The 14,350-nt window shown below is 58.8% G+C and carries 12 protein-coding genes; 3 read left to right on the plus strand and 9 right to left on the minus strand.

Annotated features, from left to right (window positions below; all coding sequences use genetic code 11):
* Positions 1 to 148 precede the first annotated feature (148 nt).
* Positions 149 to 1,300, plus strand: a complete 1,152-nt coding sequence (mnmA, locus tag ABEV74_RS03325; protein ID WP_430143422.1) for a tRNA 2-thiouridine(34) synthase MnmA — start codon at positions 149 to 151, stop codon at positions 1,298 to 1,300.
* A gap of 87 nt (positions 1,301 to 1,387) precedes the next feature.
* Here the strand turns inward: mnmA and ABEV74_RS03330 are convergent, their stop codons facing one another.
* The gene (locus tag ABEV74_RS03330) at positions 1,388 to 2,710 is read right to left on the minus strand and encodes a hemolysin family protein (RefSeq protein WP_062491988.1); all 1,323 of its coding nucleotides are present in this window, start codon (positions 2,708 to 2,710) and stop codon (positions 1,388 to 1,390) included.
* Between ABEV74_RS03330 and ABEV74_RS03335 the strand changes: the two genes are divergently transcribed.
* Entirely contained in the window at positions 2,673 to 2,828 is a 156-nt protein-coding gene (locus ABEV74_RS03335; RefSeq protein WP_430143487.1) for a hypothetical protein, read from the plus strand. The genes ABEV74_RS03330 and ABEV74_RS03335 overlap by 38 nt on opposite strands.
* Before the next feature lie 172 nt (positions 2,829 to 3,000).
* Here the strand turns inward: ABEV74_RS03335 and ABEV74_RS03340 are convergent, their stop codons facing one another.
* Positions 3,001 to 4,314, minus strand: a complete 1,314-nt coding sequence (locus tag ABEV74_RS03340) for a replication-associated recombination protein A (RefSeq protein ID WP_430143483.1) — start codon at positions 4,312 to 4,314, stop codon at positions 3,001 to 3,003.
* Between the two features lie 453 nt (positions 4,315 to 4,767).
* Between ABEV74_RS03340 and ABEV74_RS03345 the strand changes: the two genes are divergently transcribed.
* Entirely contained in the window at positions 4,768 to 4,971 is a 204-nt protein-coding gene (locus tag ABEV74_RS03345) for a hypothetical protein (RefSeq protein WP_430143423.1), read from the plus strand.
* A 199-nt stretch (positions 4,972 to 5,170) separates the two neighbouring features.
* Here ABEV74_RS03345 and ABEV74_RS03350 read toward each other — a convergent pair whose 3' ends face one another.
* From ABEV74_RS03350 to ABEV74_RS03380, 7 genes are all read right to left on the minus strand, one after another.
* Entirely contained in the window at positions 5,171 to 5,926 is a 756-nt protein-coding gene (locus ABEV74_RS03350) for a tRNA threonylcarbamoyladenosine dehydratase (protein WP_430143425.1), read from the minus strand.
* A 36-nt stretch (positions 5,927 to 5,962) separates the two neighbouring features.
* Positions 5,963 to 7,795 (minus strand): aspartate--tRNA ligase, encoded by a 1,833-nt coding sequence (aspS, locus tag ABEV74_RS03355; RefSeq protein WP_430143426.1) that lies wholly within the window; start codon positions 7,793 to 7,795, stop codon positions 5,963 to 5,965.
* 20 nt (positions 7,796 to 7,815) lie between these two features.
* Positions 7,816 to 9,069 (minus strand): histidine--tRNA ligase, encoded by a 1,254-nt coding sequence (hisS, locus tag ABEV74_RS03360; RefSeq protein ID WP_430143427.1) that lies wholly within the window; start codon positions 9,067 to 9,069, stop codon positions 7,816 to 7,818.
* An 819-nt stretch (positions 9,070 to 9,888) separates the two neighbouring features.
* A complete protein-coding gene (locus ABEV74_RS03365) occupies positions 9,889 to 11,403 on the minus strand; it encodes a coproporphyrinogen III oxidase (RefSeq protein ID WP_430143429.1) in 1,515 nt (504 codons plus the stop codon).
* Between the two features lie 13 nt (positions 11,404 to 11,416).
* The gene (locus ABEV74_RS03370) at positions 11,417 to 11,587 is read right to left on the minus strand and encodes a hypothetical protein (protein WP_213528973.1); all 171 of its coding nucleotides are present in this window, start codon (positions 11,585 to 11,587) and stop codon (positions 11,417 to 11,419) included.
* Between the two features lie 107 nt (positions 11,588 to 11,694).
* The gene (gene dtd, locus ABEV74_RS03375) at positions 11,695 to 12,138 is read right to left on the minus strand and encodes a D-aminoacyl-tRNA deacylase (protein ID WP_430143431.1); all 444 of its coding nucleotides are present in this window, start codon (positions 12,136 to 12,138) and stop codon (positions 11,695 to 11,697) included.
* Positions 12,139 to 12,162: 24 nt separating this feature from the next.
* Complete coding sequence (locus ABEV74_RS03380) at positions 12,163 to 14,346, minus strand: RelA/SpoT family protein (protein ID WP_213528975.1); 2,184 nt, start codon at positions 14,344 to 14,346, stop codon at positions 12,163 to 12,165.
* Positions 14,347 to 14,350 lie beyond the last annotated feature (4 nt).

The raw sequence follows: 14,350 nt of genomic DNA on the forward strand, positions 1-14,350 counted from the left end.
TTAACATATCTTAGAGGTTAGAGCCACCGGAATCGTCACTTGCAGGTTGTAAACTTGTGAAAAATCGCAGCCGACTGTGTTACAATAGGATTAGCGTTTCTGCGCGGGCCGCCTGCCTGAAACGCCTGCAAATCGGCAGTTACAGAAAGTGGTGATCAAGATGACGAAACCGAAATCGTCGACACGCGTAGTTGTCGGCATGTCGGGCGGGGTCGACTCGTCCGTGGCGGCATTGCTGCTGAAGCGCGAAGGCTACGACGTAATCGGCATTTTCATGAAAAATTGGGACGATACGGACGAGAACGGTTTCTGCTCCGCAGAGGAGGATGCGGAGGACGTTCGCCGCGTATGCGACCAACTCGGCATTCCCTATTATACGATCAATTTCGAGAAAGCCTATTATGATAAAGTTTTCGCCTATTTTCTCGATGAATATAAGCGGGGACGCACGCCGAATCCCGATGTGATGTGCAACCGGGAAATCAAATTCGGCGAATTTTTGCAAAAGGCGCTCGAACTCGGCGCCGATTATTTGGCGATGGGACATTATGCGCGCATCGAGCGTACCGCCTCGGGGGAGGCGAAATTGCTGCGCGGCGCAGACAGCAACAAGGACCAGACTTATTTTCTGCATGCGCTGAATCAGGAGCAGCTGGCCAAAGCGATGTTCCCGATCGGGCACTTGACGAAACCCGAGGTGCGCCGCATCGCGGAAGAAGCGGGACTTGCCACCGCGAAGAAGAAAGACAGCACCGGCATCTGCTTTATCGGCGAGCGGAATTTCAAGCAATTCCTGAGCGGTTACCTGCCCGCGCAGCCGGGACCGATGGTCGATCTGCGCACCGGGGAGACGAAAGGACGGCATGACGGGTTGATGTACTACACGCTCGGACAGCGGCAAGGGCTCGGCATCGGCGGCTCGGGAACCGGCGAGCCATGGTTCGTCGCCGACAAAGATCTGGAGCGCAACATTCTGTACGTGGTGCAAGGCGACCGTCATCCCCGCCTTTATTCGGACGGGTTGACCGCTTCCGGCGTCAACTGGATTTCGCCGGCGCGGCCGGACAAGCCGCTGACATGCACGGCCAAGTTCCGCTACCGCCAGCCTGACCAGAAGGTCACCGTCACGCTGCGCGAGGACGGCACGGCCGATGTCGAATTTGCCGAGCCGCAAAAAGCCGTCACGCCCGGCCAGGCTGTCGTCTTCTACGACGGCGACGTCTGTCTCGGCGGCGGCACGATCGAGCGCGTACGGCATACCGATCCCGCCGCTTTCGAAGCGGCCCTGGCCGGCCGCTGATTGCCGGCGCCGATCGGCAAGCGAAAGGGCAGGGGCCCGGTGCATGTGCGCCGGGTCCCCGCCCTTTTTCAAGCCTTGAGACAAGGGCTAGCCGAGCCCCGTCTGTGCGACGCCGTCCTCCTCCTGCCGTTCCGTCAAACGGCGGACCATAATGCGCGAGATGCGCAGATGATCCGTTTCTTCGATCGTGAATTCGAAGCCGCCGTCGATCGAAATTTTCTGATCTTTCCTTGGCGGAATTTCGATCTGCGAATAGATCCATCCGCCGATCGTATCGTAATCGTCGGTATCGATATCGAGTCCGAAAAAGCTGTTGACCTCCTCGATCAACATGAGGCCGCTGATCGAATAGGTATGTTCGTCCTTGCGTTCGATATCCGGACGTTCCTCATCGAATTCGTCCTGAATCTCCCCGACGATCTCCTCCATAATATCTTCCAGCGTCACAAGGCCGGAGGTGCCGCCGTATTCGTCGATCAGAATGGCAATCTGCGTCTTCTTCTTCTGCATCAGCTTGAGCAGCGTGCTGATCTGCATCGATTCCGGCACCGTCGTAATGGGCCGGATAATCTGTCGGATATCGGTAATCGATTCCGCACCCTCCTGAAGCAAATCTTTAATATGGACGAACCCGATCATATTGTCCTTGTCGCCTTCGCAGACAGGATAGCGGGTCCGCATTTCCCGCAGCGCCGTCAATCTGTTTTCCGCATAAGGCAAATTCGCATCGAGGCAAATAATATCGGTCCGGGGAATCATAATTTCCCTGGCGCTCGTTTCCGTAAACTCGAAAATGTTGTCGACCAGTGTCAATTCGGTGTTGTCGATCAAGCCGCTTTTGTGGCTCTCCTTCATCATTGTGCGAATTTCTTCTTCCGTATGCGCCGAACCGGCTCTCGATGCGGAATCGAAGCCGAGCAGCTTCACGATTCGTCCGGCGCACAGGTGAAGCAGCCAGACGAACGGATAGACGATGCAGCGGAATGCCATGACCGGCACTGCCGCCAGCAGGGCGACAGACTCCGGCTTGCGGCTCGCCAATGTTTTGGGCGCCACATTCCCGATAATGATATGAAGCAGCGCAACGAGCGCGAAGGCGATGACCAAAGCGATCGCCGCGACGGCCTCGCCGCTGAGCTGCAGCCGCTCGAGCCAAGGAGACAACATGCTGGATATGGCTGGCGCGCCGAACAGCCCGAGCCCGAGCGAAGCGAGCGTAATGCCGAGCTGGCAAGCCAGCAAATATGCATCCAGATTGTTCGTCAGATGAGTCGCAAAGCGGGCTTTCATCTTTCCTTCGGACGTCAGCGAGCCTATTCGGCTGCCTCTGATCTTCCCCATCGCAAGCTCAGCCGCAACGAAGAAGCCGTTCATGAATACCAGCGCGAGTATGATCGCCAGGTTCGTCATGATCGCGGGTAGCGGTAAAGGGTCGCTCAATCTTTTTTCCCTGCAGCCGCAGCCGTTCGTAACGGGCGAATGCGGCGGCAGGCGCACCTCCTTTATGGCCGATATTTTATATTATTAAGGGTAGATGATCCCAAGCCTGCCCGTCAAACCTGCAAAACGCCGCATTCGGCGTTATGGAGACGATAGTAATTTTTATTCGCTACAGGTTGGAAGATATACACCTTTTACTTTCGTAATCTTCCGTTTTAGCCTGCGGGAGCCTCCGCGCGGGGTAAGGAAACGATCGGCGGCTACGAGTCGGCCTTTCGTCTCCGCTGCTGATTTTGCCTGATCCGCTCTTCCGTCCCCTGTTCCGTCGCCTCGTAGAACGTCCGCTCTCCGCTCGCGTCGGGCAAATATTGCTGCTTGACATAATGTCCCGGATAATCGTGCGGATATTTGTATCCGACATGTCCGAGCTGTTCCGCACCGCGGTAATGCGTATCGCGCAGATGAAGCGGCACTTCGGCGGCGCCCAGCCTTTCGATCTCGTCCGCGACGCGCCCGATGGCCGTCGCAACGGCATTCGACTTGGGACTTTCCACCGCAAACAGGATCGCCTGCGCGATGTTGTATTTCGCTTCCGGCCACCCGATCTTGTGGTAAGCGTCCATCGCCGTTACCGCCTGCACCATTGCCTGCGGGTTGGCCAGCCCGATATCTTCGCTGCAGGCGACGATCAGGCGGCGGATAAAGACCATCGGGTCCATGCCGAGCTTCTCCACCGCGTACAGAAACCAGAACAGCGCAGCATCGCTGGAACCGCGCACGCTCTTGTGAAACGCCGACAGCACGTCGTACTGGGTCGATTCGTCGGCCTTGACCGTCGGCATGCGGATCGATTCCTGGGCCACCTCCAGCGTAATATGAACCGAGCCGTCGGGCCGGGACGGCGTCGTCACGGCGGCGAGCTCCAGCGCGTTGAGCGCGCGGCGGATGTCTCCGCCGGCCATCGAAGCGATATGGTCAAGCGCTTCCTCGTCCACCTGAAGATTCATAAAGCCGAGCCCTCTATCCTTGTCCGCCAGCGCCCGGCGCATCGCTTCCAGCGCATGACGCTTCGTCAGCTTGTGCAGTTGAAACAGCGTAGATCGCGACAGCAGCGCACCGTTCACATAGTGGAAAGGGTTCTCCGTCGTAGCGCCGATAAAAACGATCAAGCCCTGCTCCACCGCAGGCAAAAGCGCGTCCTGGCGGGACGAGTTGAAGCGGTGCACCTCGTCGAGAAAGAGCGTCGTCTTGCGGCCGTACATCGACTTGTTCATGCGGGCCTGCTCGATCACTTCCCGAACGTCCTTGACCGACGCGTCCACCGCATTCAGCTTGACGAACTCCCCTGCCGTCCGCTTCGATATAATATGCGCCAGCGTCGTCTTGCCGCAGCCCGGCGGCCCGTACAGCACGATCGACGACACCTGGTCGCCTTCGATCGCCCGCCGCAGCAACTTGCCCGGACCGACGATATGCTCCTGTCCGATATATTCGTCCAGCGTCTCGGGACGCATCCGGTCAGCCAGCAGCGTTCGCTGCGGCGTATCGAATTCCCGGTACGTAAACAGGTCCATGGCCAGTTTCAACCCCATCTTCATGCTATGTTGCTTCTATTTTAACACATACGCACAGACGTTCTCCAGCGGGACAGCCGGGCGGAAGCATTCAAGCCCAAAAAGCTGCAAATGTGCAGTTTTTTGGGCTTGAATGCGGTGGTTTTGATAAAATTCCTGCAATTGTGCAGGAATGAATCCCCTTACCTAGCCTGTACGCCCTTTTCCGCCCGAAAATGTTGTACTTTTGCAGGAATTTGGCTTGCAAAGCTGGATTGGGGTCGGAAAAGATGCATTTTTGCAGAATTTTAATTTTCAGCATGACCGCGCGGTGCTCCCCGGGCGATTTTTCGCCCAGGCCACACGCTCGCGGCAGCCTGTTGGCGCGCTGCGCGAATGGATATGCGCAGCACACGCCGGACGGACGTGAAGGACGGAACTGGCGCAACACGCCGAACGGCATTAGAGACGAAATTGGCACATCGTGTCGAACGGACGTTAGAGACGAAATTGACATCGCGCCGAACGGACGTAAAGGACGGCCGCATCGCCCCGTTCCGCATGGAACGGCCGGCGACCGGCCAATCCGACGAGGCCGGCCCGTCCAACGAGGCCGCCCATCCGTCCGGCAAACGGCCATCCTTGCGGCCGACGGCCGCATCGCCCCGTTCCGCATGAAGCGGCCAGCGACCGGCCAATCCGACGAGGCCGGCCCGTCCGACGAGGCCGGCCTTCCGGCCGGCAAACGACCATCCTTGCGGCCGACGGCCGCATCGCCCCGTTCCGCATGAAGCGGCCGGCGACCGGCCAATCCGACGAGGCCGGCCCGTCCGACGAGGCCGGCCTTCCGGCCGCCAGCCCGGCCGCGACGCTTCGATTATGCGTCGATGCCGGCTTTTTTCAGCAGGTCGCGCACGACGACGCTGACCATAATGAGCCCCGCCACCGGAGGCACGAAGGCGTTGCTGGCCGGCGGCTGCTGCGCCTTGCGGATTTCCGGCGCGTTCTCCGGCACGATCCGCTGCGTGACGTCTTCACGCGGCTTGATCGGCTCCTCCGGGGAGAACACTACCTTCACGCCTTTGTGAATCCCGTCCTTGCGCAGCTTCTGGCGGATGACGCGGGCGATCGGATCGGTGTGCGTCTTGGAAATATCGGTCACCCGGAACTGCGTCGGGTCCATCTTGTTGGCCGCGCCCATGCTGGAAATGATCGGAATATTCCGCTTCAGGCATTGCTTGATCAGATGGATTTTATACGAAATCGTATCCGAAGCGTCAATGACGTAGTCGAGCGGATATTCGAACAACTTCTCGTACGTTTCCTCGGTATAGAACATCCGCAACGCCACCGCGTCGCATTCCGGAAATATAAGCTTGATCCGGTCCCGCATCAGTTCCGCTTTCGGCTGGCCGACCGTCGTCGTAAGCGCGTGAATCTGGCGGTTCACATTGGTGATGTCCACGACATCCTTGTCGATCATCACAATGCGTCCGACGCCGGTACGGGCCAGCGCTTCCGCCGCAATCGAGCCGACGCCGCCGATGCCGAGCACCGCGACGGTGCTTCTCTTCATTACGTCCAGCCCTTCGGGGCCGATTGCAAGTTCGGTTCGGGAAAATTGGTGAAGCATACTACGCCGACCTCTCCTTACTGTACAAATATCTTGTCAAGCGCCGTTCGCCGAGCCGGCCGCCGCGGCCGCCTGTCCGCCGGCATTCGGTCCCGGTTTGGCCCCCGGCTTCGGCAGCGTGCGGATGTGCAGTTGCTGCAGCTGTGCCGGATCGACGGCCGACGGGGCGTCCATCAGCAGATCCGTTGCGCTCGCCGTCTTCGGGAAGGCGATCGTCTCGCGCAGGTTGGAACGGCCGGCAAGCAGCATGACGAGCCGGTCGAAACCGAAGGCGATTCCGCCGTGCGGCGGCGTGCCGTACTCGAACGCTTCAAGCAGGAAGCCGAATTTCTCGTACGCTTCCTCCATCGTAAAGCCGAGCGCCTTGAACATTTTCTCCTGTACGTCACGTCTGTAAATCCGCATCGAACCGCCGCCGACTTCGTAGCCGTTCAGCACGAGATCGTACGCTTGCGCGAGAATCCGGCCGGGTTCGGTGTCGAACAGATGCAAATCCTCGTCGCGCGGACGGGTGAACGGATGGTGCAGCGCCACGTACCGCTTCGCTTCCTCGTCCCACTCGAGCAGCGGGAAGTCGACGACCCAGGCGAATTTGAACTTGGAATCGTCGATCAGCCCGAGCTCCCGTCCGACTTTCAGCCGCAGGTTGCCGAGCACGTCGGCGACGACTTGCGGTTTGTCGGCGGAGAAAGTCAGCAGGTCGCCGTCCTCCACGCCGAGACGCTCGGTCAACGCCGCGATTTCTTCCGGCTTCAGGAACTTGACGATCGGACCGCGCCATTCGCCGTCCTTGACCGTAATCCAGGCCAACCCTTTGCCGCCGTAACGAGCGGCGAACGGCTGCAGGTCGTCCAGCTCCTTGCGGCTCCAGTTGGCGCAGCCTTTGGCATTAAGCGCCCTGACGACGCCTCCGCTCGCCGCGACGCTGGCGAATACTTTCACATCGCTGCCAGCGGCGATGTCCGTAATATCTTCGATCTCCAGACCGAACCGCAGGTCCGGCTTGTCGGAGCCGTACTTGCTCATCGCGTCGGCATAAGTGATGCGCTGGAACGGCAGTTCCACCTCGACGCCGACCGTTTCGCGGAGCAGCTTCGCGACGAGACGCTCCATCATCTCCAGCAGTTGGTCGCGGGAGAGGAACGACGTCTCGATGTCCACCTGCGTAAACTCCGGCTGGCGGTCCGCACGCAGATCCTCGTCGCGGAAGCAGCGGGCGATCTGATAGTAGCGCTCGAGACCGGACACCATCAGCAGCTGCTTGTAAATTTGCGGCGATTGCGGGAGCGCGAAAAATTCTCCCGGATGGACGCGGCTCGGCACGAGATAATCGCGCGCCCCTTCCGGCGTGCTTTTCGTCAAAATCGGCGTTTCCACCTCGATAAACCCTTCGCCGTCGAGAAAATCGCGGAACACCTTGGCCGCCTTCGAACGGAGCAGCAGCGTATTATACATCTCCGGACGGCGCAGGTCGAGATAACGGTACTTCAGCCGGATGGCCTCGTCGACCTCCACGCCGTCCTCGATCGGAAACGGCGGCGTTTTCGCACCGTTCATCACTTCGATTTCGGTAATGCGGACCTCGATTTCGCCGGTCGCGATGTTCGGATTGAACGTCTCCGGATCGCGCTCGACGACCGTGCCGCGCACGGCCAGCACATATTCGTTGCGGACGCGGTCGGCGATCGCATGGGCTTCGCCCGAAAAGGCCGGGTTAAAGACGATCTGGACGATGCCTGTCCGGTCGCGCAAATCGATGAACAGCACCCCGCCGAGATCGCGTCTGCGCTGCACCCAGCCGTTGAGCGTAACCGTTTGTCCGACTTCGGCCTTGCTTAAGGTGCCGCACGAATGAGTTTTCAACAACATTATGGTTCCATCTCCTTCAGTTATGATTCGATTCCTTTAATTTCCGCAGCAAGCCGCTCCAGCTTGACGAAGCGCTGCTCGCCGGTCGCCATCGTTTTGAGCGCAATCTCGCCCCGCGCCAGCTCGTCGTCGCCGAGAATCGCCGTATACGACGCCCGAAGACGGTCGGCCGATTTCATTTGCGCCTTCAGCTTTCGTCCCTGATAGTCGCGGTCGGCAGACAGCCCGGCTTCGCGCAGCGCATGCAGCAGCTTCACCGTCTCCCGCTCGGCCGCTTCGCCGAGACCGACGAGGTAGACGTCAAGGCCGGGGCCGTCTCCTTCCGCCCTTTGCTGCTCGAGCAGCAGCACGGTCCGCTCCAGTCCGATCGCGAGACCGACGCCCGGACGGTCCTCGGCGCTGATGGAGGACACGAGGCCGTTGTACCGTCCTCCGCCGCCAATCGTATCGATCGCGCCGATGCCTTCGGCCTTATATTCAAACGCGGTGTTCGTATAATAATCGAGCCCGCGGACGAGCCGGTGATTGATTTCGAACGGGATGCCCATGTCGGCGAGATGGCCCTTCACCCGTTCGAAATGCCCGGCGCACGCCTCGTCCAGACTGTCCAAAATCGACGGCGCGTCGGCAAAATGCCGCTGATCGACTTTGCAGTCGAGCACCCGGAGCGGGTTCCGCCCCATTCGCGATTGACAATCTTTGCACAGCAGTTCGCGCTTCGGCTCCAGATAGGCGAGCAGCTTGCCGCGGAACGCCTCGCGAATCGCCGGCGTGCCGACGGAATTCAGCTCGACGCGCACTCCCTTCAGCCCGACCTCCTGGTAAAAGGCGTAGCCAAGCGCGATTACCTCCGCGTCCAGCGCCGGATCGTCCGAGCCGATCGCTTCGACGCCGAACTGGTGAAACTGGCGGTACCGGCCGGCCTGCTGGCGCTCGTAGCGGAACATCGGACCGATATAATAAAGCTTCGACAGATCGGGGTCCCCGTACAGCTTGTTCTCCACATACGCCCGCACGACTCCGGCCGTCCCTTCCGGCCGGAGCGTAATGCTTCTGCCGCCGCGGTCGGTGAAGGTGTACATCTCTTTCTCAACAATGTCGGTCGTTTCGCCGACGCCGCGCTGGAACAGCTCGGTCATCTCAAACATCGGCGTACGAATTTCTTTGAAATTAAAGCGGCGGCAAATATCGCGGGCGACCTGTTCGACATACTGCCACCGCTCGACGGAACCGGGCAATATATCCTGCACGCCCGGCGGCTTCTGGATTGCCATTGCCATAACCTCCTATTTAAAATAAAAAAGCTCCCGCCCCCGGCATTACAAGCCAGGGACGAGAGCTGTTCGCGCTCCCGTGGTGCCACCCATCTTCCGGACCGGCAACATTAACGGTCCGCTCTCATGCGGTTAACGCCCGCCTGCGCATGACGACTACTGATCCGCGCCCGGCCATTCCGGCATATGCCGAAATCAGCCGCTGCGTCGTTCGCCGCCCGTTCTCCGGGATGTCGTTCATCCGTCCACCATAAGGACGCTTGCAGCCGTGGCGCCCCTCTCTGGATACGTGCGAAGGATTACTTCTTCCCCTCATCGAATTTTAAATATGGCATCGTATTTTTAGATTTTACCCGCGCCCGCAGGCAAAGTCAAGCGTCACATCACATCCGGAGGCCCATTGACGCACATTCTTGCCGTGATTGACGACCGGCAGTCTCCCTTTCGGTAGCGCTTGTTCCGTCTCTCCCCCGCTCGTTCTCAGCCTCGCGGCCCATAGCACACCTGCGGGGGGCCTATTCGCTCGTGCCGTCCCCGGGTCCCGCTGCCCATAGCGTACCTGCAGGGCCTTATTCGCTCGCGCAAACTAAGTTCGACTATCAGACCCCTTTCGAGGCGTTGTCAATCTCGTACAGGCTGATGCGCCTTACGCGACCGGGTGCACAAAAACAGAAAAAAACCTGCTATCGCCAGCAGGTTTAAAAATATTATTTAAAAAAGGGGGTCATAACGTATTATAGGCAAGCCATATTAAAGAAACATGTTATTCATGTTACAATTTGATTACAGAAAATAAAACGTTTCCTGTGCGACAGCCTTCTAGTTTCCCGCGAACAACGTTTCAAGCGCCTTGATTTTCGCCTCCGTCGATGTCTGGTAGGCATCGATATACGCCTTCGGCTCCTTCGGGTTGGCCAGCCGCGTAATGTCTCCCGTTTCCGGATGGACGAACTTGCTGGTCGCGCCGCAGCCGAGACCGACGATGGTCTGCATCTCTTCAATGATGAGGATGTTGTACAAGCTTTCGGCGCCCGGCTTCGCATAACCGACATTTTCCAGATTGCCGAGTATATTTTTTTGGCGGTACAAATAGTAAGGCAGATAACCGAACTCGTTCGTCCATTCGACAGCCCGTTCCATCATCCGGTTGATTTCCTCGCGATCCGCCACCTTGTATTTTGCTTCACCCCTGTGCCGCGTCATCTCCGACGCCCGCTTGAACGACAGCGTATGCACCGTGAGCGATTCCGGCAGCAGCTTGGCCGTCTCGGCCAGCGTATGCTCGAATTCGGGCAGCCCTTCGCCGGGGAGGCCGATAATCAGATCCATATTGATATTGTCCATTCCGGCGTGGCGGGCCATCTCGAATTTGTCGATCGTTTCGCGCACCGTATGATGCCGTCCGATCAGATCGAGCGTCTCCTGAATATACGATTGCGGGTTGATGCTGATTCGGTCGATGCCCCATTTTTGCAGAACGGCCAGCTTTTCCGGCGTAATCGTGTCGGGTCTTCCGGCTTCGACCGTCACCTCGCGGACGCGGTCCATACCCGGAAAATATTCGTACATCGCAGCGTACATCGCGTCCATCTCTTCCGCCGTGATGCTGGTAGGCGTACCGCCGCCGTAATAGACCGTCGTGATGCCGACATTGTGGCGCCGGAGCCACTGCCCGATTTCTCGCATTTCATAATGAAGGCCATCCAAAAAACCGTTGACCGACCCTTGGCGGCCGTTGATGTCATAGGCGGGAAACGTGCAGTAGGCGCATTTCGTCGGACAGAACGGCACCCCGATATAAATGCTCACCTCGCGGCGCAAATTGTACAGATCCGGCAACGCCGTCAGCTGGCGTTCGACGATCTGCTCCATCAGCCCGATTTTTCGTTCGCTGATCAAGTAATCCTCGGCCAGCTCGCGGCGGGCCTGCTCCATCGGCACTCCTCTGCGCACCCGTTCGTGCAGCAGCTTCGTCGGCCGCACGCCGGTCAATATTCCCCACGGCTGAATGATGCCGGTATGGCGCTGCAGCACGTCAAGCAGCGCGTGGCTCATCGCCTGCTTCAGCTGGCGGCGGCGAAATTCTTCGCTTGCGCCGGCCGGTACGGGACGCTCATTGCGCGAAGAAAGCCGGCTTCCGTCCCGCCGGTCCGTAAGCTCGGCCGCGGCGGCGGCGCCGGATTCCCGCTCCTCTGCAGACAGCAGTACGAGAAGGTCGGCGCCGTCGTCCGGCCCGGCCGAAAACGTCGTCTTCGCATCTTCGAAAAACAGCGCCACGATATGGCTGAGCGACCGTTCGAACGACGTTTCCGACGCCTGTATATGAACTTGCATTTCTCATTTCCCCTCATGAATGGTCAGGCTGTTCCCGCCGGTGGGCCGGTCCCGGGGACGCCCATTCGGCGGCAGCCTCCATATCGTCTTCCGTATCCGCAAGCGCGAACGCTTCGCGCCGGTCGGCGTGAAGAAGCTGGCCGGCCGCTTTGCGGATTCTCGTTTCCTTCTTCGATTGCCGCATCTGCAAGTGACCTCCGGTTTCGGGCGTTCGCCGCGGCGAACGCCCTTTTACCTTCTAGTGTATCCTTGCGGATGCGCTTTAACCGTCGCCGCGGCCGGCGACGGCCGTCATGCCTTGCTGTCCAGGAGCAGCGTGACCGGTCCGCTATTGACGAGCGAGACGTTCATCATCGCCCCGAACCGCCCGGTTTCAACGGCCAGTCCCAGCCCGCGCAGCCGCTCGTTGAACGCCTCGTACAACCGTTCGGCCTGCTCGGGTCTGGCCGCCGCCATAAAATTCGGCCTGCGCCCTTTGCGGCAGTCGCCGTAAAGCGTAAACTGGGAAACCGACAAAATGCTGCCGCCGACTTCCGATACGGACAAATTCATTTTCCCTTCGGCATCCTCGAAAACGCGCAGGCCCGCCACTTTATCGGCCATCCACCTGACGTCTTCCTCCGTATCGTCATGCGTAAACCCGACAAGCAGCGTCAGGCCGCTCTCAATGCTTCCCACAATATCTCCGTTAATTTCGACCGATGCCGCGCCGCTGCGCTGCACGACCACTCTCATCTGCCGACACCGCCATTCCTGCCTTTATTGCATAATCCGCTGTACGGAATAAACGTCCTTGACCCGCTTGATCTTCTCGACGACCGCCTGCAGATGGTCGACGTTGCGGATCAGAATCGTCATATGAATCATCGCCATCTTGTTTTTGACGGAGCGGCCGGTGACCGCCGAAATGTTCGTTTTGCTCTCGGATACGGCCTGCAGCACCTCGTTCAGCAGTCCGCGCCGGTCATGGCCGGTAATTTCGATATCGACGCTGTAGTTCGCTTCGACCGATTCTTCCCATTCCACTTCGATGACCCGTTCCGCTTCCTCCCCTTCCGCGCCGAGCGGAAGATTCGGGCAGTTGGCACGATGAATGGAAACGCCCCGGCCGCGCGTAATATATCCGATAATGTCGTCGCCGGGCACCGGATTGCAGCAGCGGGAAAATCGGACGAGCAAATTGTCGACGCCTTTCACCTTTACGCCGTGGGTCGGCCGGTTTTTGCGGGAGGAGGCAGGCGCTTTCACTTCCTTCACTTCGCCCGTCAGCTCGATCTGGCTCGCTTCCTCGGCTTCCTTGCGCAGCTTCTCCGTCAGCCGGGTGCAAACCTGGGCGGCGGTAATGCCGCCGAAGCCGATAGCCGACATCATATCTTCGATGTCGTTGAAAGTGAACTTCGCCGCCACTTCCTGCAGCTTGTCTTCCGTCATCCAGGCGGACGGCTCCAGACCGAGCCGCTTCAACTCGCGTTCCAGCAGCTCGCGGCCTTTCGCCACGTTCTCCTCCCGCTTTTCCTTCTTGAACCACTGCTTGATTTTGCTGCGGGCATGCGACGACTGCGCGATTTTGATCCAGTCCTGGCTCGGTCCGTACGAATGCTTCGACGTCAATATTTCGACAATGTCGCCGGTTTTCAACTTATGGTCGAGCGGCACGATGCGGCCGTTCACCTTGGCCCCGATCGTGCGGTTGCCGACCTCGGTATGAATGCGATAAGCGAAGTCGAGCGGCACCGCTCCCGCAGGCAGGTCAAATACTTCCCCTTTCGGCGTAAAGACGAATACGCGGTCGGAGAAAAAGTCCATTTTGAGCGATTCCATAAATTCGGACGCATCCCGCGCTTCGTGCTGGAGCTCCAGAATTTCACGGAACCAGGTCATTTTATCCTCGAAACTGCCGCCGGGCACGAACGCCCCTTCTTTATAAGCCCAGTGAGCCGCGACGCCGTACTCGCTCGTCCGGTGCATGTCCCACGTCCGGATCTGCACTTCCGTCGGCTCTCCGTTCGGTCCGATCACCGTCGTGTGCAGCGACTGGTACATATTCGCCTTCGGCATCGCGATATAGTCCTTGAACCGGCCGGGCATCGGCTTCCATAACGTATGAATAATGCCGAGCGTCGCATAGCAGTCTTTAATGTTGTCGACGATAATGCGAATCGCCAGCAGATCGTATATTTCGTTAAACTGCTTGTTTTTCTCGGTCATCTTCTTGTAGATGCTGTAAATATGCTTCGGCCGGCCCGAAATGTCGCCGTTGATGCCCATCTCCGCCAGCTTCTCGCCGATCCGTTCGATAACACTGGCGATATATTGCTCCCGCTCGGCCCTCTTCTTCTTCATCAGATTGGCGATCCGGTAATACTGCTGGGGATTCAAATAACGGAGGGCGATATCTTCCATTTCCCATTTGATCGCCGATATCCCGAGCCGGTGGGCGATCGGACAGTAGATTTCCAGCGTCTCGTAGGCGATGCGGCGCTGCGCCTCTTCGGACTGGAATTTGAGGGTCCGCATATTGTGCAGCCGGTCGGCCAGCTTGATCAATATTACGCGCAAATCTTGCGCCATCGCGACGAACATTTTGCGGTAATTTTCGTTCTGCTGCTCCTCTTTGGAACGAAAGCGAATCTTCTCCAGCTTGGTCAATCCGTCCACAAGCATGGCGCATGATTCGCCGAAACGGGCGCGTACGTCCTTGAGGTCGACCGTCGTGTCTTCCACCACATCGTGCAGCAGAGCGGCAATGATCGACAGCACGTCCATCTGCATGTCAACCAGAATGCCCGCAACCGCGACAGGATGAAGGATGTACGGCTCGCCCGATTTGCGCACCTGTCCCGCGTGCGCCTTCTCGGCGAAATCATAAGCTTCCTTGATGCGTGTCAAATCCTGTTCTTTCAGATAGGTCGCTGCCTTTTCAAGCAATTGCTCTATGCCCATGAAA

The organism is Paenibacillus cisolokensis, assembly GCF_050481165.1.
Classification (GTDB): Bacteria; Bacillota; Bacilli; order Paenibacillales; family Paenibacillaceae; genus Paenibacillus_AH; species Paenibacillus_AH cisolokensis.

What these genes read in the sequence shown, in the direction of transcription:
- ABEV74_RS03335 (WP_430143487.1), top strand. Translation starts at nt 2,673, where the DNA reads ATGAATACCAGCGCGAGTATGATCGCCAGGTTCGTCATGATCGCGGGT.
- ABEV74_RS03330 (WP_062491988.1), bottom strand. Translation starts at nt 2,710, where the DNA reads ATGACGAACCTGGCGATCATACTCGCGCTGGTATTCATGAACGGCTTC.
- ABEV74_RS03340 (WP_430143483.1), bottom strand. Translation starts at nt 4,314, where the DNA reads ATGGACCTGTTTACGTACCGGGAATTCGATACGCCGCAGCGAACGCTG.
- ABEV74_RS03350 (WP_430143425.1), bottom strand. Translation starts at nt 5,926, where the DNA reads ATGCTTCACCAATTTTCCCGAACCGAACTTGCAATCGGCCCCGAAGGG.
- aspS (WP_430143426.1), bottom strand. Translation starts at nt 7,795, where the DNA reads ATGTTGTTGAAAACTCATTCGTGCGGCACCTTAAGCAAGGCCGAAGTC.
- hisS (WP_430143427.1), bottom strand. Translation starts at nt 9,069, where the DNA reads ATGGCAATCCAGAAGCCGCCGGGCGTGCAGGATATATTGCCCGGTTCC.
- ABEV74_RS03365 (WP_430143429.1), bottom strand. Translation starts at nt 11,403, where the DNA reads ATGCAAGTTCATATACAGGCGTCGGAAACGTCGTTCGAACGGTCGCTC.
- ABEV74_RS03370 (WP_213528973.1), bottom strand. Translation starts at nt 11,587, where the DNA reads ATGCGGCAATCGAAGAAGGAAACGAGAATCCGCAAAGCGGCCGGCCAG.
- dtd (WP_430143431.1), bottom strand. Translation starts at nt 12,138, where the DNA reads ATGAGAGTGGTCGTGCAGCGCAGCGGCGCGGCATCGGTCGAAATTAAC.
- ABEV74_RS03380 (WP_213528975.1), bottom strand. Translation starts at nt 14,346, where the DNA reads ATGGGCATAGAGCAATTGCTTGAAAAGGCAGCGACCTATCTGAAAGAA.